This window comes from Halomarina litorea (assembly GCF_024227715.1).
GTDB lineage: Archaea > Halobacteriota > Halobacteria > Halobacteriales > Haloarculaceae > Halomarina > Halomarina litorea.
In genome coordinates this window covers 564,349-589,491 of sequence record NZ_CP100448.1, presented here as the reverse complement: position 1 = coordinate 589,491, position 25,143 = coordinate 564,349, and the positions used below count along the sequence as shown (strand labels likewise).

Annotated in this window: 27 protein-coding genes; 20 read left to right on the top strand and 7 right to left on the bottom strand. The window is 69.6% G+C overall.

Annotated features, from left to right (window positions below):
* The first annotated feature begins 12 nt into the window (after window positions 1-12).
* The 3 genes from ilvA (at window position 13) to NKG96_RS03245 (ending at window position 3,727) form a co-directional block, all read left to right on the top strand.
* Complete coding sequence (ilvA, locus tag NKG96_RS03255) at window positions 13-1,251, top strand: threonine ammonia-lyase (RefSeq protein WP_254537024.1); 1,239 nt, start codon at window positions 13-15, stop codon at window positions 1,249-1,251.
* A gap of 292 nt (window positions 1,252-1,543) precedes the next feature.
* On the top strand, window positions 1,544-3,382 hold the full coding sequence (locus NKG96_RS03250) for a BCCT family transporter (RefSeq protein ID WP_254537023.1): 1,839 nt from the start codon (window positions 1,544-1,546) through the stop codon (window positions 3,380-3,382).
* An 81-nt stretch (window positions 3,383-3,463) separates the two neighbouring features.
* Window positions 3,464-3,727 carry a hypothetical protein gene (locus tag NKG96_RS03245; protein ID WP_254537022.1) on the top strand — a complete coding sequence of 88 codons (264 nt, stop codon included), beginning with the start codon at window positions 3,464-3,466 and terminating at the stop codon, window positions 3,725-3,727.
* On the opposite strand, the gene NKG96_RS03240 is transcribed toward NKG96_RS03245, so the two are convergent.
* The 5 genes from NKG96_RS03240 to NKG96_RS03220 form a co-directional block, all read right to left on the bottom strand.
* A complete protein-coding gene (locus tag NKG96_RS03240) occupies window positions 3,712-3,870 on the bottom strand; it encodes a hypothetical protein (protein WP_254537021.1) in 159 nt (52 codons plus the stop codon). The genes NKG96_RS03245 and NKG96_RS03240 overlap by 16 nt on opposite strands.
* Before the next feature lie 41 nt (window positions 3,871-3,911).
* Window positions 3,912-4,352 (bottom strand): universal stress protein, encoded by a 441-nt coding sequence (locus NKG96_RS03235; RefSeq protein WP_254537020.1) that lies wholly within the window; start codon window positions 4,350-4,352, stop codon window positions 3,912-3,914.
* 109 nt (window positions 4,353-4,461) lie between these two features.
* The gene (gene solA / locus NKG96_RS03230; protein WP_254537019.1) at window positions 4,462-5,598 is read right to left on the bottom strand and encodes an N-methyl-L-tryptophan oxidase; all 1,137 of its coding nucleotides are present in this window, start codon (window positions 5,596-5,598) and stop codon (window positions 4,462-4,464) included.
* Between the two features lie 167 nt (window positions 5,599-5,765).
* Window positions 5,766-6,131: a Cdc6/Cdc18 family protein gene (locus tag NKG96_RS03225; RefSeq protein ID WP_254537018.1), complete on the bottom strand. Its 366-nt coding sequence runs from the start codon at window positions 6,129-6,131 to the stop codon at window positions 5,766-5,768.
* A 46-nt stretch (window positions 6,132-6,177) separates the two neighbouring features.
* Window positions 6,178-7,152: a terpene synthase family protein gene (locus NKG96_RS03220; RefSeq protein WP_254537017.1), complete on the bottom strand. Its 975-nt coding sequence runs from the start codon at window positions 7,150-7,152 to the stop codon at window positions 6,178-6,180.
* 176 nt (window positions 7,153-7,328) lie between these two features.
* On the opposite strand from NKG96_RS03220, the gene NKG96_RS03215 reads away from it, so the two are divergent.
* From NKG96_RS03215 to NKG96_RS03195, 5 genes are all read left to right on the top strand, one after another.
* The gene (locus NKG96_RS03215; protein ID WP_254537016.1) at window positions 7,329-9,233 is read left to right on the top strand and encodes a diol dehydratase reactivase subunit alpha; all 1,905 of its coding nucleotides are present in this window, start codon (window positions 7,329-7,331) and stop codon (window positions 9,231-9,233) included.
* A complete protein-coding gene (locus NKG96_RS03210; protein WP_254537015.1) occupies window positions 9,233-9,595 on the top strand; it encodes a glycerol dehydratase reactivase beta/small subunit family protein in 363 nt (120 codons plus the stop codon). The genes NKG96_RS03215 and NKG96_RS03210 overlap by 1 nt, the downstream gene beginning before the upstream one ends.
* Window positions 9,596-9,759: 164 nt before the next feature.
* Entirely contained in the window at window positions 9,760-11,475 is a 1,716-nt protein-coding gene (locus tag NKG96_RS03205) for a propanediol/glycerol family dehydratase large subunit (protein WP_254537014.1), read from the top strand.
* A gap of 3 nt (window positions 11,476-11,478) precedes the next feature.
* The gene (locus NKG96_RS03200) at window positions 11,479-12,048 is read left to right on the top strand and encodes a propanediol/glycerol family dehydratase medium subunit (RefSeq protein WP_254537013.1); all 570 of its coding nucleotides are present in this window, start codon (window positions 11,479-11,481) and stop codon (window positions 12,046-12,048) included.
* 1 nt (window position 12,049) lies between these two features.
* On the top strand, window positions 12,050-12,451 hold the full coding sequence (locus NKG96_RS03195; protein ID WP_254537012.1) for a diol dehydratase small subunit: 402 nt from the start codon (window positions 12,050-12,052) through the stop codon (window positions 12,449-12,451).
* On the opposite strand, the gene NKG96_RS03190 is transcribed toward NKG96_RS03195, so the two are convergent.
* Complete coding sequence (locus NKG96_RS03190; RefSeq protein WP_254537011.1) at window positions 12,448-12,744, bottom strand: hypothetical protein; 297 nt, start codon at window positions 12,742-12,744, stop codon at window positions 12,448-12,450. The genes NKG96_RS03195 and NKG96_RS03190 overlap by 4 nt on opposite strands.
* A gap of 102 nt (window positions 12,745-12,846) precedes the next feature.
* Between NKG96_RS03190 and NKG96_RS03185 the strand changes: the two genes are divergently transcribed.
* The 3 genes from NKG96_RS03185 (at window position 12,847) to NKG96_RS03175 (ending at window position 15,828) form a co-directional block, all read left to right on the top strand.
* The gene (locus tag NKG96_RS03185) at window positions 12,847-13,260 is read left to right on the top strand and encodes a GlcG/HbpS family heme-binding protein (RefSeq protein ID WP_254537010.1); all 414 of its coding nucleotides are present in this window, start codon (window positions 12,847-12,849) and stop codon (window positions 13,258-13,260) included.
* Window positions 13,261-13,348: 88 nt separating this feature from the next.
* On the top strand, window positions 13,349-13,513 hold the full coding sequence (locus NKG96_RS03180) for a C2H2-type zinc finger protein (protein WP_254537009.1): 165 nt from the start codon (window positions 13,349-13,351) through the stop codon (window positions 13,511-13,513).
* Window positions 13,514-13,638: 125 nt separating this feature from the next.
* Window positions 13,639-15,828 carry a type II/IV secretion system ATPase subunit gene (locus tag NKG96_RS03175; RefSeq protein ID WP_254537008.1) on the top strand — a complete coding sequence of 730 codons (2,190 nt, stop codon included), beginning with the start codon at window positions 13,639-13,641 and terminating at the stop codon, window positions 15,826-15,828.
* A 4-nt stretch (window positions 15,829-15,832) separates the two neighbouring features.
* Here the strand turns inward: NKG96_RS03175 and NKG96_RS03170 are convergent, their stop codons facing one another.
* Window positions 15,833-16,468, bottom strand: a complete 636-nt coding sequence (locus NKG96_RS03170) for a DUF6517 family protein (RefSeq protein WP_254537007.1) — start codon at window positions 16,466-16,468, stop codon at window positions 15,833-15,835.
* 104 nt (window positions 16,469-16,572) lie between these two features.
* Here NKG96_RS03170 and NKG96_RS03165 point away from each other — a divergent pair, with 104 nt between their 5' ends.
* The 9 genes from NKG96_RS03165 to NKG96_RS03125 all read left to right on the top strand — a co-directional run bounded on the left by NKG96_RS03165 (window position 16,573) and on the right by NKG96_RS03125 (window position 24,937).
* Entirely contained in the window at window positions 16,573-16,989 is a 417-nt protein-coding gene (locus NKG96_RS03165; protein ID WP_254537006.1) for an EamA family transporter, read from the top strand.
* Between the two features lie 290 nt (window positions 16,990-17,279).
* Window positions 17,280-19,163: a type II secretion system F family protein gene (locus tag NKG96_RS03160; RefSeq protein ID WP_254537005.1), complete on the top strand. Its 1,884-nt coding sequence runs from the start codon at window positions 17,280-17,282 to the stop codon at window positions 19,161-19,163.
* Complete coding sequence (locus tag NKG96_RS03155) at window positions 19,160-19,894, top strand: DUF7289 family protein (RefSeq protein WP_254537004.1); 735 nt, start codon at window positions 19,160-19,162, stop codon at window positions 19,892-19,894. The genes NKG96_RS03160 and NKG96_RS03155 overlap by 4 nt, the downstream gene beginning before the upstream one ends.
* Window positions 19,887-20,354 carry a DUF7266 family protein gene (locus NKG96_RS03150; RefSeq protein ID WP_254537003.1) on the top strand — a complete coding sequence of 156 codons (468 nt, stop codon included), beginning with the start codon at window positions 19,887-19,889 and terminating at the stop codon, window positions 20,352-20,354. The genes NKG96_RS03155 and NKG96_RS03150 overlap by 8 nt, the downstream gene beginning before the upstream one ends.
* Window positions 20,351-21,043 (top strand): DUF7263 family protein, encoded by a 693-nt coding sequence (locus NKG96_RS03145; RefSeq protein WP_254537002.1) that lies wholly within the window; start codon window positions 20,351-20,353, stop codon window positions 21,041-21,043. The genes NKG96_RS03150 and NKG96_RS03145 overlap by 4 nt, the downstream gene beginning before the upstream one ends.
* A complete protein-coding gene (locus NKG96_RS03140; RefSeq protein ID WP_254537001.1) occupies window positions 21,036-21,491 on the top strand; it encodes a DUF7262 family protein in 456 nt (151 codons plus the stop codon). Before NKG96_RS03145 ends, NKG96_RS03140 begins: the two co-directional genes overlap by 8 nt.
* Window positions 21,488-22,018: a DUF7261 family protein gene (locus NKG96_RS03135; RefSeq protein ID WP_254537000.1), complete on the top strand. Its 531-nt coding sequence runs from the start codon at window positions 21,488-21,490 to the stop codon at window positions 22,016-22,018. Before NKG96_RS03140 ends, NKG96_RS03135 begins: the two co-directional genes overlap by 4 nt.
* An 86-nt stretch (window positions 22,019-22,104) precedes the next feature.
* Entirely contained in the window at window positions 22,105-23,367 is a 1,263-nt protein-coding gene (locus NKG96_RS03130) for a glycosyltransferase (RefSeq protein WP_254536999.1), read from the top strand.
* 97 nt (window positions 23,368-23,464) lie between these two features.
* The gene (locus tag NKG96_RS03125) at window positions 23,465-24,937 is read left to right on the top strand and encodes an aldehyde dehydrogenase family protein (protein WP_254536998.1); all 1,473 of its coding nucleotides are present in this window, start codon (window positions 23,465-23,467) and stop codon (window positions 24,935-24,937) included.
* Window positions 24,938-25,143 lie beyond the last annotated feature (206 nt).

Sequence of the window (25,143 nt, the reverse complement as noted above, 5' to 3'; positions counted from 1 at the left end):
CGAGGCCCACCCATGAACACCGAACCCCACGCGACGGTGGCGTTCGAGGACATCGAGGCGGCCCGGGAACGCCTCGACGACGAGTCGGTGGTCAAACACACCCCTGTCGAACGCAGCACGTCGCTCGACGGGATGACTGGCGGCGAGGTGTACCTGAAGATGGAGCACCTCCAGTGGACGGGGTCGTTCAAGACCCGCGGCGCGTACAACAAGATCCGCCAGTGCGTCGAGGACGGCGGCTGCGAGTCCGTCGTCGCGGCCAGCGCCGGCAACCACGCGCAGGGCGTCGCCCTCGCCGCGACCACCCTCGGCGTGGAGTCGACCATCGTGATGCCGAAGGCCGCCCCGCAGGCGAAGGTGGACGCGACCCGCGGGTACGGCGCGACGGTCGAACTCGTCGGGCAGGACTTCCGCGAGGCGATGGCCCACGCCCAGTCGCTCGTCGAGGAGGGCGACGCCGAGTTCGTCCACGCCTACGACGACCCGGACATCGTCGCCGGGCAGGGCACCCTCGGCGTCGAGATGTACGAGGACTGCCCGGACGTCGAGACGGTGGTCGTCCCCATCGGCGGCGGCGGTCTCGTCTCCGGTATCGCCACGGCGTTCGCCCACCTCTCGCCGGAGACCAGAATCGTCGGCGTGCAGGCCGACGGCGCGGCGACGGTGCCCGACAGCCTCGACAAGGGCGGGCCGCAGACGCTCGACTCGGTGAACACCATCGCCGACGGCATCGCCACGGGCGGTATCTCGCAACTGACCTACGGCCTCATCGAGGAACACGTCGACGAGGTGGTCACCGTCACGGACGGCGACATCGCCCGCGCGGTGCTCCTCCTGATGGAGCGGGCGAAACAGGTCGTCGAGGGGGCGGGCGCGGCGTCCGTCGCGGCGCTCCTCTCCGACCAGCTAGACGTCACCGGCGAGACGGTCATGCCCCTGCTCTGTGGCGGCAACCTCGACATGACGATGCTCCAGACGGTGCTGGTCCACGCGCTGACCGAACGCGAGCAGATTCTCCGCCTCCGGGTGCGCATCGACGACCGACCCGGCAAGATGGAGGAGGTATCGGGCATCATCGGCAGTCACAACGCCAACATCCAGACCATCCGCCACGACCGCTCGGCCCCAGAACTCGACGTGGGCGAGGCGTACCTCGTCTTCCAGATCGAGACCAGCGGGGCGGGCCACGCGCGCAACATCATCCGGTCCATCCGCAGCCAGAACTACGAAGTCCGACACGTCAACGCCTGAGACGGGCGCGACCGGCGCCGCACGCCGCGCGACCATATAAACACCTCAGTCGTTTGTCGTCAACCCTTATCCGACGCCATATGACAATAGACAGCAGGCGTCACGGAACCGGGCGGACGAGCGACTCCGCAACCCCAACAGGCATACGCGGTGGCCGAGATGACACAGGATACGACCCCAGACGGCGGCGGAACCGGGCGGGACAGCACGGCGACCGACGGTTCGAGTACCAGTACGCACCGGCGGCTACGAGTTCACATGAACGACTCACGCACGGACGGAGGGGCGGCGCATGGCTAAGAGCGACGAAGCGACCGGCGAGATGTCGGACGGACTCCAGGTGGAACTGTTCCACCCCGAGTCCGACCGCGAACCGGGCGATACGAACATCCAGCGGTTCGGCTTCGACATCCACCCGAAGGTGTTCCCCATCTCCGGGGCCATCATCGCGCTGTTCATCCTCGTGACGCTGTTCTTCGAGCGTATCTCGAGCGTCTTCGGCCTCCGCACGGCCGAGGGCGAACTGATGGCGGCGAACGACGCCTACACCGTCGTCTTCGACTTCATCAACGGGACGTTCGGCTGGTTCTACATCCTCGCTGTGAACATCTTCATCGTCACGGTGCTGTTCTTCGCGTTCAGCAAGTACGGGAAGATACGGCTGGGCGGCGTCGAGGCCGAACCCGAGTTCAGCCGATTCTCGTGGATGGCGATGCTGTTCAGCGCCGGGATGGGCATCGGCCTGATGTTCTTCAGCGTCGCCGAACCCATGTGGCACTTCGGGAGCGATGCCTCCGAGTTCATGGTCGTCCCGCCCACCTTCAGCGCCGAGGGCGGAACGGCCGCCGCAGCGGACGCCTCGCTGGCACAGACGTTCTTCCACTGGGGTATCCACCCGTGGGCGATATACGCCCTCGTAGGACTCGGACTCGCGTTCTTCTCGTTCAACCGCGGCCTTCCACTGACGTTCCGCTCCATCTTCTGGCCGCTCCTCGGCGAACGCATCTACGGGTGGCCCGGCCACATCATCGACCTCGTGACGGTGTTCGCGACGCTGTTCGGCCTCTCGACGTCGCTCGGCCTCGGCGTGAAACAGATCAACAAGGGCGTACAGGTCGTCGGGGGCGAGTACCTCGGCGTGGCCGTCCCGAACACGCCGGTCATGCAGATACTGCTCATCGCCGGCATCACGCTCGTCGCCACGGCGTCCGTCGCGGCGGGCCTCGACGGCGGCGTCAAGCGTCTCAGCACGCTCAACGTCTACCTCATGGTCGGGATGCTCGGCTTCCTGTTGCTCGTCGGGCCGACCATCTTCATCCTCGGGGCACTCGTCGGGAGCCTCGGCACCTACCTCGGTAACATCGCGACGCTGAGTTTCTTCACGGGCGTCGTCGGCGGCAGCCAGTCGCTCGGCGGCTACACCGTCGGTGGATGGATGGGGAGTTGGACCGTCTTCTACTGGGGCTGGTGGATCGCGTGGTCGCCGTTCGTCGGCATGTTCATCGCGCGCATCTCGAAGGGCCGGACCGTCCGCGAGTTCGTCCTCGGCGTGTTGTTCCTGCCGTCGCTGTTCTCGTTCCTCTGGCTGGCGACGTTCGGCGGGAGCGCCCTGTTCGTCGAACTGCGGGGCGCGGGCGGCATCGCGACGGCGGTGGCAGAACAGAGCCAGACCGTCGCGATGTTCGCCATGCTGTCGAACTTCCCACTGGGAGCGCTCTCGTCGGTACTCGCCATCTTCCTTGTGGCGACGTTCTTCATCACGTCCTCGGACTCGGGGTCGCTGGTCATCGATCACCTGACCTCTGGCGGGAAACACGACGTACCCCGCGTCCAGCGCATCTTCTGGGCGGTCACCGAGGGCGCGGTCGCCGCCGTCCTCCTCTGGGGTGGAGGGCTGCAGGCCCTCCAGACGGCCGCCATCACGACGGGGCTCCCGTTCGCCATCATCCTACTGTTGATGTGCTACACCGTCTACCTCGGTCTCAGGAACGAACGCGAGATACTGCAGTCCGAGGAGTTCAGAGAGCGCATCGAGTCCATCACCTCGGACGACGGGATGGTGGTCCAGCGCTCGGGACGCGACGTCGTCGTGGACGTGAGCGACGGGGAGTCCTCTCCCTCCGACGACTGAGCGGGGGACGAGACCACGTCCCGCGACCACGCACACGAAGCCGAGACATTCTTTTCGGTCGTTCCCCTAGCGCCGACCGTAATGAGTACGCTCCACCACGCCCCCGGGCCGGACGCCGACGCGGCGTTCCGACTCGGACTCGCCGTCGCGACGACTGGAGCGCTCGCCGCACTCGCGCTGTCGGTCTGGGCCGGGTCGGTGACGCTCCTCGGCGCGACGCTGTTCGCGCTGTTCGGCCTGCCCGTCCTGCTGGTCGTCGTCGCGTCCGTCCTCAGCGTCTGGCTCGGCTACGACAAACGTGCGGTCGACGTGACGGTCGCCTCCCGCACCTACACCGAGAAGTAGGTCTCGGCCGCGTACAGCGTCATGCTCGCGGTGAGGAAGAGGACGCCCGCGACGAACAGCCGTCCGGCCGCCATCGACAGCACCGCGACGCCCATCAGTGCCGCCGCGAGACCCATCACCAGCGTCCGCTTCGTCGGAGCCATCTACCGCACCCGCCCGACGGTCGGCGTGTCCCCGGCTGGCATCAGGCGTCCTCGGCCATCCGGATGGAGGTCACCGGGACGGTGGCCGTTCGGACGACCCGTTCGGTGGTGCCGCCGAGGAGCGCACCGAACTTCCCGCGGTAGGCCGTCCCCATCACGACGAGGTCCATCCCGCGGTCCTTGGCGTAGTCGGTGATCTCCTCGTGGACCGACCCGGTCCTGACGACGCCGACGGCGTCGACGCCCACCTCGCTCGCGGTGTCCGCCACCTCCTCGGTGACCGTCTCGCCGTACTCGCGGTACTCCCGGCGCATCGTCACCTCGTCCTCGCGGATGGACGGGGCGCGCACCGACCCCGGGAGGTCGATGACGTAGAGGGCGTGGACGGTGGCGTCGAACGCCGCCGCGAGTTCGATGGCGTGTTCCGTTGCCGTCGCCGCCTCGGCGCTGCCGTCAGTGGGGACGAGGATGTCGTCGTACATGGCTGGTGTGTGGTCGGGCCGCCGTCGGCGCCGTGAGACGCCCTGTTCTCGGCGTGTCGGAATAAAAACGCTGGTGACGGGTGGGACAGCCCTTGAAGTGCGACGGGGGCTACTCGAAGCGGTCGAGCGAGAACATGTCGATGGGGTGGTCGCTCTCGCCGTCGGCCGCGAGATCCGCGAGCACCTCCCCGATGACGCTGGCGAACTTGAACCCGTGGCCCGAGAAGCCCGCGCCGACGGCCACCTGCGGGTGCTCGGGCAGGGTGTCGAGGATGAAGTGTTCGTCCGGCGAGTTCGTGAACATGCACGTCGCGAGGCGCATCGTCGGCCCCGCGCCGTTCGGGAAGTACTTCTCGGTGAAGTCGCGCAGGAGGCGTTCGTCGGCTGGACCCGGGTCGCGGTTCCAGTCGTCGGGGTCGACCTGCTCGTCGAAGTGGTGGTACTTCCCGAGTTTGAACCCCGGCACGTCGTACACCGGGAGCCCGTAGAACCGGCCCTCGGGGACCGAGAGGTTCCAGACGGGGAAGTTTTCGGGGGCGAACTGCTCGCGCACCGCGGGCTGGAACCACGCGAGCACCTGCCGTTCGGGCACCGCCAGTCCCTCCAGTGCGTCGGTGAGCTTGTAGTTCCACGACCCGGCGGCGAGCACCAGTTTGTCGGCGCGGTAGGTGCCCTTGTCCGTCTCGACGCGGACGCCCCCGTCGGGGGTCTCGGTCCAATCGCGGACCTGCTCGCGGGCGCGGACCGTCGCGCCGGCACGCTGTGCGGCCCGCGTGTGGCCGACGATGGCCTGTTCGGGGACGACGAAGCCGCCGTCCTCCTGGTAGAGTCCCCGGTAGTCCTCGGGCAGGTCGTAGCCGGGGAAGCGCTCGTTCAGTTCCGCGCCCGTCAGCACCTCGTGGGGGATGTCGTGTTCCTCGCAGGAGCGAAGCGACCCCTCGAAGACGACGTCCCCCTCGGGGCCGGCGTCGATGGAACCGGTCCGGTGGATGACCGGGCGGCCCGTCTCCTCCTTCAGGTCGTCCCAGAGGTCGTACGCTCGCTCGATGAGCGGGATGTACGAGGGGTGTTCGTAGTACGCCCGGCGGATGATGCGCGTGATACCGTGCGAGGAACCCATCGCGTGGGGCACGTCGTATCGCTCCAGACCGAGCACGTCGAGTCCGCGCTCTGCGAGGTGGTAGACCGTCGCGCTCCCCATGCCGCCGACGCCGACGACGACGACGTCGTACTCGCCGTCGGTCATGGTGCGGTCGAGTCGGCGGTCCGGTCGGTCCCGTCCCGGGGCGGTCGCTGGTGCCGGGCGGGGTGGCCGTCCCCGCCCGACGCGGCGTGCGAACTCATCACGTAGATGCGTGGCCGCCGGGCGTTTAAACCCCGCTCACACGTCGTGAAGGCGTTGAAGAGGAAGGCTCACGCGCCGCCGTCGCGAACGCCCTCGACGAGACGGGCGACCCGGCCGTCCTCGGCCAGCGTCTCGAGGACGCGGTCGGGGTCCGCCGACAGTTCGTAGGTGGGACGGCCCTTCCCGACCGGCGAGGGGTCCTCGACGGTGACGCGGGCGATGAGGCCCTCGCCCTCCAGTCGGTTGAGCGCCCGGACCACGTCGGACTCCGAGAGGCTCCCGACGACGTCGCCGTCCACCTCGCCGAGGCGGTCGACGCAGGCGCGCTTGACGGAACTGGAGTGGATGGGCGTCTGCCCGCGTTCGGTCAGTTCCGTCACGCCCAGCAGCACCACTCGCTCGGACAGCGTCGTCGACTCGATGGCCTCGACCATGGCCCAACAGGGGGACCGGTGAGGGATAAAGCCCACTGCGTGGCGGTTACTTGCGGCCCTCGCTCTCGACGTGGTACTGCATCACCCGGCGCATCCCCCGACGGAACCGGTCGATGTCGACCGAGTCGAGGTCGGCGGCCACCGCCAGTTCCTCGTAGTACGCCCGCCACTGCTCTAAGAGCAGTGCGGGGACGGCCTCGCGGTCGATTCGCTCGCGGAGGGTCGCCACGAACGCCTCGTCGGGGTCCTCGCGGAGTCGCTGGAGGTCGCCCTCGGAGACGATGTCCTGCTCGGCGGCACAGACGAGGACGCCCGACGTGAGGTCGCCGGAGGCGAGTTCGCGCTTCCACGTGCTCACCCAGTTGCCGATGCGGGCCATCCGCTGGGCCGTCCAGATACAGGACCTGACGCCGCGGAGTTCCCGGCGCTCGAACGACGGCGAGTGCATGAGGTCGACGTCCGCGAAGGAGAACATCGCCATGTTGTGCGAGGCGTAGTCGTATGACTCCCGGAGCGTCGTCCCCTGCGGGTAGCGGTTGGTGATGTGGCCGTAGCGGACGGCGTTGACCGCCTGCTGGAGGTCGTACCGGAGGAGGTCGACGAACTCCCCGAACCGGGGGGCGCAGCGGGCCGACCGCTCGAAGGCGTCCCACACCTCCTCGGCGAGCGACAGCACCCGGCGGTCCACCCCCCGACGGTCGGCCTCGGCGCGACAGTGGTCGAAGGGGACCTTCGCCGCCTCCTGAAACGTCGCGAGGTCGTCGCGTTCGTCGACCAGGTCGTCGAGGAGCGTCACGTAGAACGTGAGGAGGCTCTTGTCGGTCCGGACCTTCCGCTCGTGGGCGGGAGCCACCGACGAGAGCCGGAAGGCGGGGTTGAGGTGGTGGAACCACTTCCAGAGGAAGCGGTCCCGGACCCCGACGGCCGCGTCGTACCGGTCCGCGATGGCGGCGAGACGCGGCGGCAGCCGGTGGGCTTCGACCTCGCTGACGGTCGAGTGGGGGTCAGGACGGTCGACCACGTGTTATTTCTATCCAATGAGCTACCTCAATTAAGGATTGTGACTTATTGATGAGGGGTCGTCGCTCGTGACACTCGGTTCACCGGGTGGGTTCGGGGTCGGCATCGTCCCGCGCCGAGGAGAGCCGCAGTGTGTGACGGGAGAACACTCATCGCGCCTGCGACACACCGACCGGTATGGAGTACATCGCGGGTGTGGATATCGGAAACTCCAGCACCGAAGTCGCACTCGTTCGCCGAGACGACGAGGGGACGGTGACGTTCGTGGCGGCCAGTCTCTCCCGGACGACGGGACTGAAAGGGACGGAGAAGAACGTCCCCGGCGTGGTGCGGGCGCTCGAACGGGCGGCCGAGGAGGCCGACATCGAGGCCCGGGACGTGGACCGTGTCCTCCTCAACGAGGCGGCCCCGGTCATCGGTGACGTCGCCATGGAGACCATCACGGAGACGGTCATCACGGAGTCCACGATGATCGGCCACGACCCCTCGACGCCCGGCGGGGAGGGCCTTGGGATGGGGACGACGGTAGACGTCACGGCGGACATGGACGACTACGACCCGGGCGAGTCGCTCGTCTTCCTCGTGCCCGGCGAGGTGGACTTCGCCGTCGCCGCCGAGCGCATCAACGAGTGGGCCGACGCGGGGGTCGAGGTAGCCGGCGCCGTCGTCCAGAACGACGACGCGGTCCTCATCGACAACCGCATCGACGCCGACGTCCCCATCGTCGACGAGGTGTCGCGTCTGGAGGCCATCCCACGGGGGCAACCGGCGGCAGTCGAGGTGGCCCCATCGCGGACGGGACGGACCATCGACGAACTGTCGAACCCCTACGGTATCGCGACGGCGTTCGACCTCTCGCCCGAGGAGACCCGGAAGGTCATCCCCGTCGCGCGGGCGCTGGTGGGCAACAAGTCTGCGGTGGTCGTCAAGACGCCGAAGGGCGACGTCGAGGAGCGGACCATCCCGGCGGGCGACCTCCGAATCGTCGACGAACGGGGCAACACCGTCGAGGTGCCCGTCGACGAGGGGGCCGGCCGCATCATGGACGCCGTGATGCGCAGTTGGCCCGTCTCGGACGTCCGCGGGGAGAGCGGGTCGAACATCGGCGGGATGCTCAACCGGGCGCGCGACAGCATGGCGGAGGTGACCGGACAGGCCGTCGAGGACATCGAGATACGCGACGTGATGGCCGTCGACACTCTCGTCCCGCAGAACGTCCAGGGGTCGGTGGCCGACGAGTACAGCATGGAGAACGCAGTGGGGCTCGCGGCGATGGTCAAGACCCAGCGCCTCCCGATGCGACAGATAGCCGACGGCGTCGGGGCGGAGCTGGGCTGTGAGGTGCTCATCCAGGGCGTCGAGGCGAACATGGCCGTCCTCGGGTCGCTGACGACGCCGGGGACCGACCGCCCCGTCGCCATTCTCGACATGGGCGGGGGGTCGACGGACGCCGCCTACATGGGCGAGGACCTCGCCATCGACTCCATCCATCTCTCGGGGGCCGGCGACATGGTGACGATGCTCATCGACTCGGAACTCGGCCTCGACGACCGGGACCAGGCGGAGGCCATCAAGAAGTTCCCCGCCGCGAAGGTCGAGACGCTGTTCAGCATCAGACAGGAGGACGGGACGGTGACGTTCTTCGACGAGGCGGTGGACCCCGAGCTGTTCGGGCGGACGGTGCTCATCGAGGACGAGGGCGGGTTGCGCCCGGTGACGGCCGACGCCTCCGTCGAGGAGATACGGCGGACCCGCCGCGAGGCCAAGCGAAAGGTGTTCGTGACGAACGCCGAACGGGCACTCAACCTCGTGACCCCGACGGACAGCATCCGGCACCTCCCCTTCGTCGTGATGGTCGGCCGGTCGGCGCTCGACTTCGAGATACCCGAACTGGTCTCGGACGCCCTCGCGGAGTACGGCATCGTCTGCGGGCGGGCGAACGTCAGAGGCGAGATGGGCCCACGAAACGCCGTGGCGACGGGTCTCGTCCTCTCGCACGTCGGGGACGGCGGCTACCTCGACTTCGCCCTCCCGGAGGAACTGACCGCCTCGCTGGACCGGGCGGCCGCGGGGGACGACTGATGGGAGGCGACCCGCGACCCGACGGCGGGGGCGACGACGTGCCCCGGATCCTCGTCCGGTGTGGCGACGAATCGCGTCTCGTCTCCCACGTCGAACACGGCATCGAGGAGGACGGCGTCCCGTGGGCCGTCGAGTCGGGGGCGACCGGCGACGGCGTGTCGGTAGCATTCGAGGCGGCGCGGGCGTCGTCGCTGAAAATCGGCGTGAGCGTCCTCGGCGACCGGGTCGTCGTCCACCACAAGCAGCTGCCCGACGACGACCCCCTGTTCGACGTTCGGGAGGTTTCGACGGCGACCGCGCGGAAACTCGGGTCGAACGCGGCGCGCCTGGCGAAGGGGACGCCGCTGAAGCCCCTCGATTGAACCCGTCGTTCGGGGACCTGGAACCGCCGACGATAGACAGGAACGCCGAATAGTGCCAGATAGTGAGATGACAAGCTCACTTTCGTTATTCATTGTTCACTTTTTTACAACAGTGGTAGAAACGGTGAAAGTATATCCGGGGTCCTCCCCTGCGTGCATCCGTAATGACAGAGGGGAACACACCCCACAGCGACGCCGAGGAGGACAGGGGGGGTACGCGGCGGTCGAAACGCTTCGAGGCCCTCGACGAACGGGCGATAACCGAGGACGGCTTCGTCAACGAGTGGCCCGAGGTGGGGTTCGTCGCGATGGAGAGCCCCAACGACCCGGACCCGAGCATCGAGGTCGAGGACGGGCGCATCGTCGAGATGGACGGGAAGGAGCGCGACGAGTTCGACTTCATCGACCGGTTCATCGCGGACTACGCCATCGACGTCGAACGGGCGGAGGAGGCCATGGCGACGGACTCCCTCGAGTTCGCCCGCGACCTCGTGGACATCAACGTCCCGCGCTCGGAGGTAGTGGAACTCTCGACGGCGATGACGCCCGCGAAACTGGCGGAGGTGGTCAACCACCTCGACATCGCCGAGATAATCATGGCGATGAAAAAGATGCGCACGCGCCAGACGCCGGGTAACCAGTGTCACGTCACGAGCGTCAAGGACAACCCGGTCCAGATCGCGGCGGACGCGGCGGAGGCCGCCCTCCGGGGGTTCTACGAGGCGGAGAACACCGTCGGCGTCGCCCGGATGGCCCCGCTGACGGCGCTCGCCCAGCAGATCGGCGCGCAGTGTGGCCGGGGCGGCGTCATCACGCAGTGTGCCGTCGAGGAGGCGACAGAACTCGAACTCGGGATGCGCGGGATGACCGGCTACGCCGAGACGGTGTCGGTGTACGGCACCGAGGACGTGTTCAAGGACGGCGACGACACGCCGTGGTCGAAGGCCTTCCTCGCCTCGGGGTACGCCTCCCGAGGCCTGAAGATGCGCTACACCTCCGGGGCCGGCTCCGAACTGAACATGGGTCAGGCCGAGGGCAAGTCGATGCTCTACCTCGAAATCCGGTGCATCCTCGTCACCAAGGGGTGTGGCGTGCAGGGGCTCCAGAACGGCGGTATCAGCTGTATCGCCATCCCAACGTCCGTCCCGGGCGGGGTCAAGGAGGTAGCCGCGGAGAACCTCGTGACGATGATGGCCGACCTCGAAGTCGCCTCCGGGAACGATCAGACGTTCACCCACTCGGAGAAGCGCCGCACGGCCCGGATGATGCCCCAGTTCCTCGCGGGGACGGACTTCATCTTCTCGGGGTACAGCGCCGTCCCGAACTACGACAACATGTTCGCCGGGTCGACGTTCGACTCCTACGACTTCGACGAGTACAACGTGATGCAACGGGACCTGCAGGTCGAGGGGGGGACGAGACCCGTCGACGAGGAGACGGTCGTCGAACACCGCAACCGGGCGGCGCGCGCACTCCAGACCGTCTTCGAGGAACTGGGCTTCCCGCCCATCACCGACGAGGAGGTGGAGGCCGCCACCTACGCCGACGGCAGCGAGGACATGCCCGACCGCAAGCAGGCCGAGGACATCAAGGCCGCGGGGGAGATGATGGAGGAGGGCGTCACGGGCGCGGACGTGACGAAGATACTCGCACAGAACGGCTTCGAAGACATCGCCGAGAACTTACTGGGGATTCTCAAGGGCCGCGTCGCCGGCGACTACATCCAGACGGCGGCCGTGTTCGACGAGGACTTCAACGTCATCAGCGCCGTCAACGACCCCAACGAGTACCAGGGGCCGGGCACCGGCCACCGCCTCGAGGGCGAGGAGTGGGAGGAGAAGAAGAACATCCGCTTCGCGGTGGACCCGGAGGACATCTGACCCATGGCACAGACCCAGCAGCGAGAGCGGACGCTCGTACTGACCGAACGCGGCCCCGCCGAGGAGGGCACCGACACCGACGAGGTGGTCATCGCCATCAGCGCGGGGTTCAACGACCTGAAAGACGAGACGCTCGCGGGCGTCAAGCACGCCGAGATGATCCGCGAGATGCTCGCTGGCATCGAGGAGGAGGGCGTCACGGCCCGCATCGTGCGCTTCTTCGACAGCCTCGACCTCGGCGTCATCGGCCTGCGGGGGGCGAAACTCAGCGGGTCGGGGATCTCCATCGGTATCCAGACCCGGGGGACGACGCTCATCCACCAGCGCGACCTGGTGCCCCTGAACAACCTCGAACTGTTCCCACAGGCGCCGCTCATCGACGCCGAGACGTGCAGGGCCATCGGGAAGAACGCGGCGCTCTACGCGAAAGGCGAGACGCCCGCGCCGGTGCCCGTCTCGAACGACCCGATGGCACGACCGAAGTACCAAGCGCTGGCGGCGCTCTGGCACATCAAGGAGATGGACTACCGCGACGACCGCGACCCGGTCGAACTGGACGTGAGTTTCGAGTGATATGACCGACGACGAGATACAGTACCCACTGGCTGACGACCCGGAGAACGTAACGACACCCGACGGCACGAAGCTCTCGGAGATAACCTTAGAGAAGGTCGTCGAGGGGGAGATAGACGGCGACCAGCTCGCCATCACCCCCGAGACCTTGGAGAAGCAGGCGCGCATCGCCGAGGACCGCGGCCGACCGCAGGTCGCCCGGAACTTCCGGCGGGCCGCCGAACTCACCGAGGTGCCCGACGACCGCATCCTCGAGATATACAACGCCCTGCGCCCGAGCGGTGCCGAGAAGGAGACGCTCCACGACATCGCCGACGAACTCGAATCGGAGTACGGCGCGGAGGTCAACGCCGCGTTCGTCCGCGAGGCGGCGGAGGTGTACGAGGAGCGAGGTCTCTTCTAGAGGAAGGGGTGGGCGTCGACGGCACGCATGTGCCGGCAGGACCGTCCCCTCGAGGGGGCGGGTCGGCGAGCGGAGAAGCAATCGCAGGCCGCCGCCCGACCCCCCTCCAGTTCGACGACGTGGTCCACCTCACGGTCCTCGTCGGGACGGGCGACCCGAACCCGGCTCTCGCCGACGACGGTGAACTCGAAGGCCGCCCGGTAGTCGGCCCACTCGCGGTCGCTGTTGCGGTCGATGGTCTCGAACAGCACCTCGATGTCCGGGCGTTCCCCCGGCGGTCGCTCGTCGACCATGAAGACACCACGCGAATCGCTCGCTTAGCTGTTGTGCCGACGGCCTAGCCCGACCGTGGCAACTGTTATTAATACTCAGTCAGAGACTCACCCGGAGACCAGATGACAGGACCACAGCTAGAGGACGCGAAGGCGATGATAGCGGCCGCGGAGGAGGAAGCCGAGGACGTCGGCGTGCCGATGTGTATCGCGGTGGCCGACGGCGGGGGCAACCTCGTCGGGTTCCACCGGATGGACGACGCCCTCATCGCGAGCATCGACATCGCGCGGAACAAGGCCTACACGTCGGTGAGCCTGAAGCTCTCGACGGAGGCGGTCGGCGAGGCGGCCCAACCGGGCGAGGACCTCTACGGCATCGAGACGACCAACGGCGGGCGCATCGTCACCTTCGGGGGCGGGTTCCCCATCGAGGTGGACGGGGACGTCGTCGGCGCCATCGGCGTCAGCGGGGGGTCGCCCGAGGAGGACATGACCGTCGCGCGCGCCGGCCTCGACGCCTTCGAGAGCGGGGAGTAGACACGGCGACGGGAACAGGGAGCGACTGTCAGGCCACCGGCCCGTGCAAGCAGGAGAGACTACGGGAGTCGCGTGCGACCGTCCGACCATGCCAACGACAGCGCACTTCGTCTGCAAGACCTGCGACCACGAGTTCGACTCGCCGGCCGGCCTCGGTCAGCACGTCGGTATCGCCCACCAGGAGTGTGCCGTCTGCGGCGAGACCTTCGAGGAGACCGAAGGGCTCGACGAACACACGCAGAACGCCCACTGAGCGCGCACCGATAGGACCGGTCGGGCGACGCACACCCCGGAGCGGCGCGCCCGACCGTCGAAGTGACCGCTTCTGACGTTCTCCAAATGCGAACGTTTATTTTCGAGAACTGGTGGAGACTCCCCATGAGCGAGTCGTCCACCGTCCCGACCGTCCCCGCACCCGTCCCGCCCGACGCGCCGGGCGCGTGGTACGCCCCCGACGTCCACCGACAGGAGGCAGTCCATCCCGGCGTGGTCGTCACCGTCCGCGGCGACCGGGAGTCGTTCCGCTACGAGGTGCGCGAACCGTCGCTGTCGACCGAGGGCCGGCGGGCGCTGGAGACGGTCCGCGAGTACTTCGACGGCGCGAGCGTCGAGCGTCCGCTCACCCGCGAGGGCGCACGCGAGCGCATGGCCCGCGGGTTCGACCCGAAGTACGAGCGCGCCGTCGGTCGGTTGACGAGCGTCTCGCCCGCGACGCGTCGCCGCGTCGACTACCACGCCCTCTCGCGGGTGCGCTGTCTCGGTGCGCTGACGCCACACGCCCTCGACGACCGCATCGAGGTGGCGGAGGAACGCGACGGCGAGGTGGTCGTCCACACCGACGACTTCGCGCCGGCCCGAACGGGCGTCGAGGACACCGAGCACCTCACCCGGTTCGCCAGCGAGCGACTCGCGCGCTACACCGTCCCCTTTCTCGACTTCGACGTCCCCGTGGTGCGCTACCGGGAGCACGTCCTCGGGGCGGACCCGTTCACGACGAAGTACGCCGTCCGCGAACCGGACCTCCTGCCCGGGGACCGGGAACTCGTCGCCGAGTGCAAGGAACGCATCTGGGAGACGCGCGTCGAGGGGGTGGTCGACAGGGAGGACCGTGCCGACTTCGTCCGCGAACGCGCCGAAGCGCTCCTCTCGCGGCGACTGACCGCCGACGACACGCGGGCGTGGCTCGACGCCCTCTCCTACCGCGTCCGGGACGCCCTCGCGGAGTACGACCTCGCGGTGCCGCCCGTCGGTGGGCGGTACGCCCCCGACCGACTGGACGACCTCGTCTACTACGTCCTCCGGGACTACGTGGGCTACGGCCAACTCACGGTGCCCATCCGCGACGGCAGGTTGGAGGACGTGGAGGCAAACCGCGTCGGCGAACGGGTGAAGGTCGTCCCCCGCGGGGCGTCGGGGCGCGTCCCGACGAACCTCGCCTTCGAGGACGAGACGGCGTTCGTCAACGTCGTCACGCAGCTGGCGGCCGCCGACGGCGTGGAGGTCAACGCCTCCACCCCGAGCGCGAAGGTGAACCTCTCGCCCGAGGGTGTCGACGAGACCATCCGGTGTGCCGTCGCCCTCCCGACCATCAGCGCCGAGGGCCCGCACATCTCCATCCGCAAGCAGTCGCCGGACCCCCTCACCCCCGTCGACCTCGTGCGGGGCGGGAGCCTCCCGACCGAACTCGTCGCCCTCCTCTGGGTGCTGTACGAACACCACGGCGTCGTCCTCTTCGCGGGGCCGACCGGGGTGGGCAAGACCACCCTCATGAACGCCCACACGCCCTTCATCCCCTACGACGAGCGACCCGTCAGCATCGACGAGGGCTCGCGCGAGGTGCGCCTTCCCCACGAGACGGGCGTCTCGCTCACCACCCGGGACCACGAGTCCGACTACAAGCGGGTGACGATGGCCGACCTGATGACCGAGACCAACTACCTCAACCCCGACGTGGAGGTCATCGCGGAGATAAACACGCCCGCCTCCTTCGCCACCTTCGGCGAGGTGCTCTCGACGGGCCACGGCGTCCTCGGGACGACGCACGCCGAGGACGTGGAGAAACTGGTCAACCGCGTGGTCGAACAGGGCCTTCCCACCCACCTCCTCGACGAGATCGACCTCGTCGTGTTCCCGCGCCGGTCCGGGGGCGACCGGTACGTCGGCGAGGCCGTCGAACTCGTCGAGTCGGGCGGCGAGTGCGTCGAACGCGAGGACGTGACCGTCCGCTACGACACGGTGTGCGAGCGGACCATCGACGGCGGGTTCGCCTTCGCCCACGACGCCGAGGGGACCGAGACCGACCCCCTTCCCGGTCGCGTCCGGGCGTTCGAGCGAATCGCCGACCGGACCGACCGCGCCGTCGAAGCGGTCGAGGCGGAGTTCGACCGAAAGCACCGCTACGTGCAGTATCTGGTTGAGGAGGGCGTCGACGACGCCGACGACCTCTTCGCGTTTCTTTCGGACCTCCGGACGAACGAGACGGCGACGGTCGAACGGGTCGCGGCCGACAGGCGCGCCTCGCGTGTAGGCGACGGCGGAGAGCGGATGGAGCCGGCGGAGTTCGACTGACTCGCTACTCCGTCCCGGGACGCTCGCTGTGTTCGAGGGCGGCCATCAGGTCGAGGAGGGTCGCCCCCTCGCCCGCGCCCGCAGGTTGCGTCCCGACGACGACCACGAGGTCCTCGCCGACGACGACCCGCGCGACGGACAGTTCGAGCACCTCGCCCGAGGCGGCGCGCGCCTCGTAGGTCGTCACGGTGCGCGTCTCGCCCGCGACGCTGACCGACCGCGACCCGACGGCCTCGAAGGACTCCATGTCCGTCGGGAGGTGGGGCACGACGAACTCGAAGGCGCGTTCGACGGGGACGTGCGCGAGGGGGTTCGTCGCGACGCCCGCGACGCGCGCAGCGGGGAGCGTGGCCGTCATCAACCCCGCCGGGCCGCGGTCGGGGTCAGTCGTCGTCGTGGCGGCGACGTACATCGAGACGTTCACCCGTTTCGTGACACCCCCCGCCCGGACCGCCTCGTCGACCCGGACGTGTTCGACCCGCATCGGACTGTAGCCGTGGGCGGCGAGCGTCTCGTCCGTGACCGTCGCCGCGCCCGACGCCTCGGCGACGAGTGGGCCGCCCGCCACGAGCCACCCGCTGGTGGCGACCGAGGCGAGCATCACGGCGAGGACGACGCCGGCGAGGAGTCGACGGAGCATACAACCAGATGTGAGAACTTCTTCGTCTTAAACTATTCCACAATACGGATGACCCGGCGGGTTGGGAACCAGCCTTTTGCCCCGCCCGCGAGTCTCCCCGAACGATGGTCGACCTGTCGAGCGCGTACAGTTACGCCGTCGGCGCGTTGCTCCTCTGGGGCGTCTGGGGAATCGCCGCGAACTACTCCGTCGAGCGGATGCCGAACATGGCCGTCGTCCTCGTCACCTACGTCGTGGGTATCGGCGTCGTCTTCGCACTCGACCCGGGCGTCCTCGGGGACGTCACCTACGACGCGGGGTTCGCCTTCTCGGCGCTGGCGGGCCTCTCGATGAGCCTCGGCACCGTCCTGTTCTACCGGGCGCTCGACATGGGGGCACTCTCGGGGGTGACGGCGATTCCGGCGCTGTACTTCGTCGTCGCATTCGCCTACGGCGTCGTCGTCCTCGGGGAACCCGTGAACGTCCAGCAGGTGGCGGGCGTGGGTCTGGCGTGCGTGGCGGTGGCGTTGCTGGTGCAGTAGTCCGAACGAGTGGGCGTCGACACCATCCACACGGCGACTGGCAACGGAACCGAGGAGAGTTCCTCGGGGTCGCGGTGTGCGGACCCGTGGGGAACCTCGTCGAGAGATACACCCACGACTACCAGCGGACCTCCGCCAATCAGGAGTGAGCGCGGACGCAATTCTCCTTTCGAGTACTTTCTTCAATTCCTAAATTTTAAGTCCGGGAAGGAGTCGAATCACGGTCGTGAACCAGAACGACGCGGCCGAGGGTCCGGCGCCCCCCACCGGGCCCCAGACGGGGGTGGCCGGTGGCCGACGCTGAGGGGGCCGGGGGCGCCCTCGACCGGGGGTTGTACGCGCTGTTCTCCCGGCACGCCGACCACCACCGCCACGACCGGGATCGGCGGCGCTACCGGGGTGCCGGCGTCGGCCCGAGTTTCGACGTGTTCCTCGCGCGGGTGTACGGCCTCTCGTGGGTCGGGTTCCTCCTCGCCACCGTCGGCGCGGCGGTCCTCGCTCTCGCCGTCCCCGCCGCTGTTCTCGACACGGCGAGCGACGTCCTCCAGCGGGCGATACCCGTCCTGAACCGCCTCACCGTGCCGGACGTGTCACGGACGACGGCGGCCGTCGTCCTCGCCGGGGGAGCGGGAATCGCCGCGAAGCGGGGGGTCGTCTGGGGCGGCGGGCAGTACCTCCGGTGGGTCGCGTCGGCCCGCCGCGCGAGCATCGAGCGGACGCTCCCCGGCGCGGTCCGCTACCTCCGGGCGCTGGGGGCCGGCAGCGACGGCCACCGCGCGATGCTCCGGAAGGTGGCCGAACAGGACGCCTACGGCGAGACGGCCCGCGCCTTCCAGACCGCGCTCAACCGAGCGGCCCTCACCGGGAGCCTCGACTCGGGCCTGCGGATGGTCGCCCGCGACACCCCCTCGCGGGACCTGCTCTCGCCGTTCCTGTTGAAGTTCCGCGAACACGCCGCGCAGGGCGAGGACGCCCTCGCCGGCTACCTCTCGCTCGAATCCCGGATGCTCTCACACCGGCAGGCGCGCACCCGCCAGCGGGCGGCGGACTTCCTCGAACTGCTCGCGGAACTGTTCATCGTGATGCTCGTCCTCCCGGCCCTGCTGGTCATCATCCTCACCGTGATGGCCGTCCTCGCGCCGGGGCTGAGCGCGCCCGTCGCCACGCCGCTCGGCGAAACGACGGTCCGCGCGCTCGTCGTCTACGCCAGCGCCGGGTTCGTCCTCCTCGTCGGCGCGGGGGCCGCGTGGCTGGTGGGGGCGCTCCGCCCGCCCGACCAGGCCCCGCCGACGTACTCGGCGGCACGGTCGCTCGGTGGCGTCCTAGAGGAGGTGACGACCAACCCGGCGAGCGCGGCGACGGTCTGTCTCCCCCTCGCGTTCCTCGTCGCCGCCGGGTGCTGGTCGCTCAGCTACCGGGTCGCGAACGTCGCGCTGTTCAGCTACGTCGCCTTCGCCCTCCCCGTCGGCGTCGTGGCCGTCCGGCGCGCCCGCCGCGACGACGCGAAGGACCGCGAGATGAAAGACGTCGTCCACGCCGTCGCGGGGCACGTCAGCCTCGGCCGGCCGTTCGCCGAGGCCGTCGAACGGGTCGCCCGCGAGGTGGACTCGGGGGCGTTGCAGGCCGACGTGGACGCGCTGGCGTTCAACCTCACGCTGGTCACCCACGACGGCGAGGACGTGCGGACCGCCGCCCTCGACCGATTCGTCGAGGAGGTCGGGACCCCCCTCGCGGCACAGACGATGGGCCTCGTGACGGGCGCGCTCGACGTGGGGAGCGACGCCGAGGACGTCTTCGAGACGCTCCAGACGGAGGTGGGCCGGCTCTACCACGAGCGCAAGGCCCTCCGGTCGTCGCTCATGGTGTACGTCGCCGTCGGCTGGACCACCGCGCTCCTCGTCGTCGGCATCATGGTGGCGGTGAACCTCTACGTCCTCGACGGCTTCGCACAGCTCTCGACGGTCGCCAGCACGAACGCCGGCACCGCTCTCGACCCCGATGCCGTGGACCCCGAGCGCGACCGCTTCCGGTTCTACCTCGTCACGCAGGCGACGATGCTCGCCTGCGGCTGGTTCGCCGGGAGCGCGAGTCGCGGGCGCTACGAGGCGCTGCTCCACTCCGCGCTACTCGTGACCGTCGGCTACGCCGTCTTCGCGGGGGCGGGCCTGCTGTGACCCCCTCCGACGCCTCCGGGGACCGGGCGCAGTCCCACGTCGTCGGTGTCGCCCTCCTCCTCGGTATCGCCGTCGTCTCGATGGCCGGCCTCACCGCCAGCGTCGGGACGCTGGTCCAGGAGAACGCGGCGGGGGCCGACGCCGCCCGCGTCGCAGACGGGTTCGACGCGGCGCTCGAACCGGTCGAGGCCACCGGCGTCCACCGCGGCGAGGTGGCGTTCGCCGACGGGACACTGCGCAGCGAGTCCCGCGAACTGCGCGTCCTCGACCGCGGGGGCGTCGACCGGGAGGTCGAAATCGGCGCGCTGGTGTTCGAGGCAGGGGACCGCCGCGTCACGTACCTCGCGGGCGCGGTCCTCCGGGGCACCGGCGACGGCGCGCGGATGGTCGAGCGCCCCCCGTTCACCGCCTCACGGGCCGCCGACGGCGTCCTCGTCGTCGGCGCACCCCGCGTCGGCGACCCCGCCACCGTGTCCGGCCGGGAGGTGTCGCTCACCTTGCGGACGAACGTGAGCCACGAACGGGTCGAACTCGGCGACGGCGAGTACCGCCTCGGGGTCGAGACGCGGACGCCCGCCGCGTGGGAACGCTACTTCTCGGAGCGCGGGCGGGAGACCACTCGTCGCGATTTCGACGACGACGGCGTCGAGAGCGTCGTCGCCGCCTACGACGGCACCCGGACCGCCTACCTCGTGGTCCACGACCTGCGGACGGAGGTGGAGGATGCGTAGACGAGGGCGACTCGACGAACGCGGCGTGACGCCCGTCGTTGCCAAGACGCTGGAGGCGGGCCTCGTCGTCCTGTTCATCGCCCTCCTGACCACCACGCTGTTCGGGGGAGCCGTTCCTCAGTACCGGGCTACCGCGGGCGACGCCGTCGCCGACCGGACGCTCGCCGCCGCCGTGGAACGGGTCCAGCAGGCCGTCCCGCCCGTCTCGCGGGAGGTGTCCGTCCGCCTGCGCGTCGCGCTCCCCGAGACGATTCGGGGGGCGGGCTACGAGGTGCGCGCCGAGGGGCGGACGCTCGTCCTCGTCCACCCCGACGCGGCCATCGGTGGACGCGTCCCCCTGACCCTCCCCGACAGCGTGGTCCGCGTCGAGGGGTCGTGGACGAGTACGAGCGAGGCCGTCGTCCGCGTGGAGTCGACGCCCGGCGGTCTGGTCGTCCGCCTCGCGGAGGTGGAGGCGTGACCCCGGCTGCGAGTGTCGACGGCCAGCGCGCGCAGGCGAACCTCCCCGCCCTCGCCGTCGCCCTCGTGCTCGTGACCGTCACCGCCGGACTGGGCCTCTCGCTGGCGGACGGGGCGTTCGCGGACGCCCGCCGCGAACCCGCCGAGCGCGCCGCGGCCGTCGGCCTCTCGGAGCGACTGGTGAGCGATGCGTCGCCGCTCACCACCCGCGGGAACGTGCTGAACGGGTCCGAGGTGGACCGACTGAGCGACGACCGCTTCGTCGCCCTGTTCCCCGCGAGCGAGGGGCGGGCGGTGCGCGTCCGCCTCGACGGCGAGACACTCGTAGAGCGGGGCGACCCCGCCGGCGGGACGACGATGCGGCGGGTCGTCCTCGTCGAGCGCCGCCAGTCGGTCACCGTCTCCCGGGTTCCGGGGGACCGTATCGCCCTGCCCCGGCGGACGCCGCGTGCGACGCTCGGCCTCACCCCGCCGCCCGCGACGAACCTCACCACCGTCCGTGCGAACGGGCGCGTCGTCCTCCACGACCCCTCGGGTCTGCGCGGGACGTTCGACGTGACCCTCTCGCGCTACGAGACGACCCACCTCGCGTTCGAGCACGCGGGACCGCTCCCGCCGAACGCCGTCGAACTCACCTACTACCCGGCGCGGACGACCAAGGCCGAACTGGTGGTGACGGTCGATGCGTGAGGGGGGCGACTGGGACGGGTGCGACCGGCGAGGCAGTCGCGCGGGGGCGAGAGGGCAGCTCTCGCTGTCGGTCGTCGAGGCGGGCGTAGGCGTCGTCCTCGTGCTGGCGGTGGCGACGGGGTTCCTCCTCGGCGTCCCGTCGCCCGACACCCGCGAGCCACAGCTAGACGCCTACGCGGACGACGCCGCGACCGTGCTGGCGACCGAACCGCCGCGCCACCGCGGGGCGACCCGGCTCTCGGAGGTCGCGCGCTCGGCGGCGGCCTTCGAGCGCGAGCGGACCGCCCTCGACCGGCGCGTCGACCGACTCCTCCCGGACAACCTCATGTACCGCGTGGAGACGCCACACGGCGCGGTGGGCTACGAGCGACCCGCGGGCGTCGCCGTCGGCGTCGCGACGGTGGCGACGACGGCGGGCGACGTGACGATACGAGTGTGGTACGTGTGACGGGTCGACGCGACCGCGCGCAACTCGTCCTCGCGGCGGCGGCCGTCGTCGCCGTCGCCCTCGTGCCGGCGGTGCTGGCATACCAGCAACTGGGCTACCACCCCGACGTGACCGCCAGCGCGGAGTACGACGCCCCCCTCGCGAACGCCGAGCGAGTCCTCGAACGGGCCGTCCACGAGGCGGGCGCGAACGTCACCGGCGAGTACGACTGGGAGCACAGGGAGCGGGCGGTCGAGGCGACGGCCGACCGACTCGGGCCGCCGACGGACGCGCTGGAGGCGTCGAGCGTCGCCGCGGGCACCGCCTACGAGGTGGGGACGAACGACTCCGCCGCACGCGCGTGGGCGAGCGAGCACTGCCTCGCTGGCCCGGGACGACAGTTCGGGACCTGCCGGGCGGTCGACGGCGTCGTCGTTCAGGAGCGGGCGGGCGAGACGACGGTCCTCGCCGTCGCGTTCGACGTACGGGCGACGACCGACCGCGGGAGCTACGAGGCGACGCTGGTCGTGCGGGTCCTCGGAGCCTGAGTCGCCGTGTCGGGCGCCGGTCCGGAGCAGTCGCCGCAGGCCCGGCCGAACCGTAGTTTCACGTACAGTGGCACCTACCCTCGGGTATGCAGACACCGGCGACAAACGCCCGGTCGATGGCGGCGTACGCCGAGTTCGTCGCGGAGGACAGACTGACTCGGATGCGTTCTCGGGCGGCGGCCCTCGAAGACCGGCGGGTGGCCCACGTCAACTCGACGGCGGCGGGCGGCGGGGTCGTCGAACTCCTGCGCTCGCTGGTCCCCCTGTTGAACGACCTCGGCGTCCCGACCGACTGGCTGGTCATGGACGCCGACGGACCGTTCTTCGATGTGACGAAGGCCATCCACAACGGCCTGCAGGGCGACGACGCGCCGTTCACCGACGAGATGTGGCGGACCTACCGGGACGTGAACGAGCGCAACGCCGACGCGATGGACGAGTACGACGTCGTCGTCCTCCACGACCCGCAACCGCTGGGGATGGTCGAGGGACTCCGCGAGCGGTTCCCCGAAGCGACGCTCGTCTGGCGGTGTCACATCGACCTCACCGACGCGAACCCGGCGGTCCTCGACGCCCTCGAACCCTACGTCGAGCGGATCGACCACGCCGTCTTCAGCAGGGAGCAGTACGGTCGGGGCGTCGAGGGCGTCCCGAAGACGGTCATCCACCCCGCCATCGACCCGCTGACCGACAAGAACCGGGAACTGGACCCGGCGGACGTCGACGCGGTTCGCGGGGAACTCCCCACCGTCCTCTTCGACCCAGAGGTTCCCGTGGTGACGCAGGTGTCGCGGTTCGACCCGTGGAAGGACCCCATTGGCGTCTTGCGGACCCACCGGCGGGTGACCGAGAGCGTACTCGACGCCCACCTCGTCCTCGCTGGCGGGATGGCCGACGACGACCCCGAGGGGCAGGCGGTGTACGACCGGGTCGTCGCGGCGGCGGAGGCGGACGCGGGCGTCACCCTCCTCACCGACCTCTCGGACGTCGCCGTGAACGTCCTCCAGAGGGAGGCAAGCGTGGTCCTCCAGAAGTCCCTGCGCGAGGGGTTCGCGCTGACCGTCTCCGAGGCGCTCTGGAAGCGAACGCCCGTCGTCGGGTCGAACGTCGGCGGCATCCCCCTGCAGGTGGCCGACGGTGAGTGCGGCTTCCTCGTCGAACCCGAGGACATCGAGACGGCGGCCGACCGGGTGCGGACTCTCCTGACCGACGACGAGCGCCGCACCGAGATGGGCGAGAACGGTCGGGAGCGGGTCCGTGAGCGGTTCTTGCTCCCCCGACTCGCGCACGACTACCTCGACTTGCTCGCCGAGGCGACGGGCGTGACCGACGCGGCGGCCGACGACTGACGCGACGGCCGCCGGTCGAGGGACCCGGATGGGTGTCGTGGGCGAGGAGTTCGCCGCGGTAGTAAGCTATACAGGTGCGGTCACACACCACACGGACATGAGCCACCAGTCCGCGACCGACCGCCACGACTTGCTGGTCGACGGCGAGCGCCGCCCTCCGGCGGACGGCGAGTACCTGACCACCCGCGACCCGGCGACGGGCGAGGCCATCGCGGAGGTGGCGGCGGGCACCGCCGAGGACGTGGACGCCGCCGTCGCCGTCGCCCGCGAGGCCTCCCCCGCGTGGCGCGACACCGACCCCGTCGAACGCGGCGAGACGGTCCGGCGCGTCGCGGAGTTGGTCCGCGAGAACGTCGAGGACCTCGCCGAACTGGAGTGTCTCGATCAGGGGAAACCCCTCTCGCAGGCGCGGAGCGACGTCGAGAGCGCCGCGCGCTACTTCGCGTACTATGCGGGGGCCGCCGACAAACTGGAGGGGACCTCCGTCCCGGTCGGGACGGGACAGGTCGACTACACCGTCCGGGAGCCGTACGGTGTGAGCGCGCAGATACTCCCGTGGAACTTCCCCGGGAACCTGTTCGCGCGGGGGGTCGCCCCCGCTCTCGTCGCCGGGAACAGCGTCGTCGTGAAACCCGCGCCGACGACGCCCCTCTCCGCCCTCCGCCTCGCCGAACTCTGCCACGAGGCGGGCGTCCCCGCGGGCGCGGTGAACGTCGTCACCGGCGGCGGCGAACCGGGCGCGGCGCTGACGGGTCACGAGGGCGTCGACACCGTCACGTTCACCGGGTCGGTGCCGACCGGTCAGGCGGTGATGAAGGCCGCCGCAGACACGATTACGCCCGTCACGCTCGAGCTCGGCGGGAAGAACCCCGCGATCGTCTACCCCGACGCCGACGTCGAGGAGGCGGTCGAGTGGGTGGACACGGGCATCTTCACCAACGCGGGGCAGATCTGCTCGGCCGCCGACCGCGCCATCGTCCACGAGTCGGTGTACGAGGAGTTCGTGGAGGGCATCGTCGCCGCCGCCGAGTCCTACCAGTTGGGACCGGGGAGCGAGGACCCCGACATGGGTCCGCTGAACCACGCCGACCACCAGGAGAAGGTCCTCGACTACGTCGACGTGGGTGAACGCGAGGGTGCGACGCTGGCGACGGGCGGCGGCGTCCCCGACGGGATGGACGAGGGCTACTTCGTCGAACCGACGGTGTTCACCGACGTCGAGAACGACATGCGCATCGCACAGGAGGAGGTGTTCGGGCCGGTGCTGGCGGTCATCCCCTACGGCGACGACGAGGACCCCATCGAACTCGCCAACGACGTGCAGTACGGCCTCGTCGCGGGCGTGTTCACGCAGGACGTCAGGCGGGCGATGAACGCGACTCGTCGGCTGGAGGCCGGCAACGTCTACGTCAACAAGTGGTTCGGCGACACCAACCAGACGCCCTTCGGCGGGTACAAGCACTCGGGCATCGGCCGCGAGAAGGGACTGGCGGCGCTTGACTCCTACCTTCAGACGAAGAACGTCGCCGTCAACCTCGAACAGGGCGGGTCGGACCTGCCGGGTGCGTGAGCGGGGAAGTCGGGGGCGTTCCCCGCGACGGCCCGTCGCGACGACGGGGGTGGAGCCGGCGAGTGAGACGCGTGCCGCGGACGGACCAGCGGTCCGCGTGGTCCGTGTCTCCGCGTCCCGTGAGACATCCTATCGTTCACGGACGTACAACTCAACAATTATATACTTCTGGTGCCGAGTCGAGGTATCGCGGCCCGGTTTCGCTT

Bases quoted from the DNA above. Each gene is read 5' to 3' on its own strand.
- ilvA (WP_254537024.1), top strand. From the start codon at position 13: ATGAACACCGAACCCCACGCGACGGTGGCGTTCGAGGACATCGAGGCG.
- NKG96_RS03250 (WP_254537023.1), top strand. From the start codon at position 1,544: ATGGCTAAGAGCGACGAAGCGACCGGCGAGATGTCGGACGGACTCCAG.
- NKG96_RS03245 (WP_254537022.1), top strand. From the start codon at position 3,464: ATGAGTACGCTCCACCACGCCCCCGGGCCGGACGCCGACGCGGCGTTC.
- NKG96_RS03240 (WP_254537021.1), bottom strand. From the start codon at position 3,870: ATGGCTCCGACGAAGCGGACGCTGGTGATGGGTCTCGCGGCGGCACTG.
- NKG96_RS03235 (WP_254537020.1), bottom strand. From the start codon at position 4,352: ATGTACGACGACATCCTCGTCCCCACTGACGGCAGCGCCGAGGCGGCG.
- solA (WP_254537019.1), bottom strand. From the start codon at position 5,598: ATGACCGACGGCGAGTACGACGTCGTCGTCGTCGGCGTCGGCGGCATG.
- NKG96_RS03225 (WP_254537018.1), bottom strand. From the start codon at position 6,131: ATGGTCGAGGCCATCGAGTCGACGACGCTGTCCGAGCGAGTGGTGCTG.
- NKG96_RS03215 (WP_254537016.1), top strand. From the start codon at position 7,329: ATGGAGTACATCGCGGGTGTGGATATCGGAAACTCCAGCACCGAAGTC.
- NKG96_RS03210 (WP_254537015.1), top strand. From the start codon at position 9,233: ATGGGAGGCGACCCGCGACCCGACGGCGGGGGCGACGACGTGCCCCGG.
- NKG96_RS03205 (WP_254537014.1), top strand. From the start codon at position 9,760: ATGACAGAGGGGAACACACCCCACAGCGACGCCGAGGAGGACAGGGGG.
- NKG96_RS03200 (WP_254537013.1), top strand. From the start codon at position 11,479: ATGGCACAGACCCAGCAGCGAGAGCGGACGCTCGTACTGACCGAACGC.
- NKG96_RS03195 (WP_254537012.1), top strand. From the start codon at position 12,050: ATGACCGACGACGAGATACAGTACCCACTGGCTGACGACCCGGAGAAC.
- NKG96_RS03190 (WP_254537011.1), bottom strand. From the start codon at position 12,744: ATGGTCGACGAGCGACCGCCGGGGGAACGCCCGGACATCGAGGTGCTG.
- NKG96_RS03185 (WP_254537010.1), top strand. From the start codon at position 12,847: ATGACAGGACCACAGCTAGAGGACGCGAAGGCGATGATAGCGGCCGCG.
- NKG96_RS03180 (WP_254537009.1), top strand. From the start codon at position 13,349: ATGCCAACGACAGCGCACTTCGTCTGCAAGACCTGCGACCACGAGTTC.
- NKG96_RS03175 (WP_254537008.1), top strand. From the start codon at position 13,639: ATGAGCGAGTCGTCCACCGTCCCGACCGTCCCCGCACCCGTCCCGCCC.
- NKG96_RS03170 (WP_254537007.1), bottom strand. From the start codon at position 16,468: ATGCTCCGTCGACTCCTCGCCGGCGTCGTCCTCGCCGTGATGCTCGCC.
- NKG96_RS03165 (WP_254537006.1), top strand. From the start codon at position 16,573: ATGGTCGACCTGTCGAGCGCGTACAGTTACGCCGTCGGCGCGTTGCTC.
- NKG96_RS03150 (WP_254537003.1), top strand. From the start codon at position 19,887: ATGCGTAGACGAGGGCGACTCGACGAACGCGGCGTGACGCCCGTCGTT.
- NKG96_RS03140 (WP_254537001.1), top strand. From the start codon at position 21,036: ATGCGTGAGGGGGGCGACTGGGACGGGTGCGACCGGCGAGGCAGTCGC.
- NKG96_RS03130 (WP_254536999.1), top strand. From the start codon at position 22,105: ATGCAGACACCGGCGACAAACGCCCGGTCGATGGCGGCGTACGCCGAG.
- NKG96_RS03125 (WP_254536998.1), top strand. From the start codon at position 23,465: ATGAGCCACCAGTCCGCGACCGACCGCCACGACTTGCTGGTCGACGGC.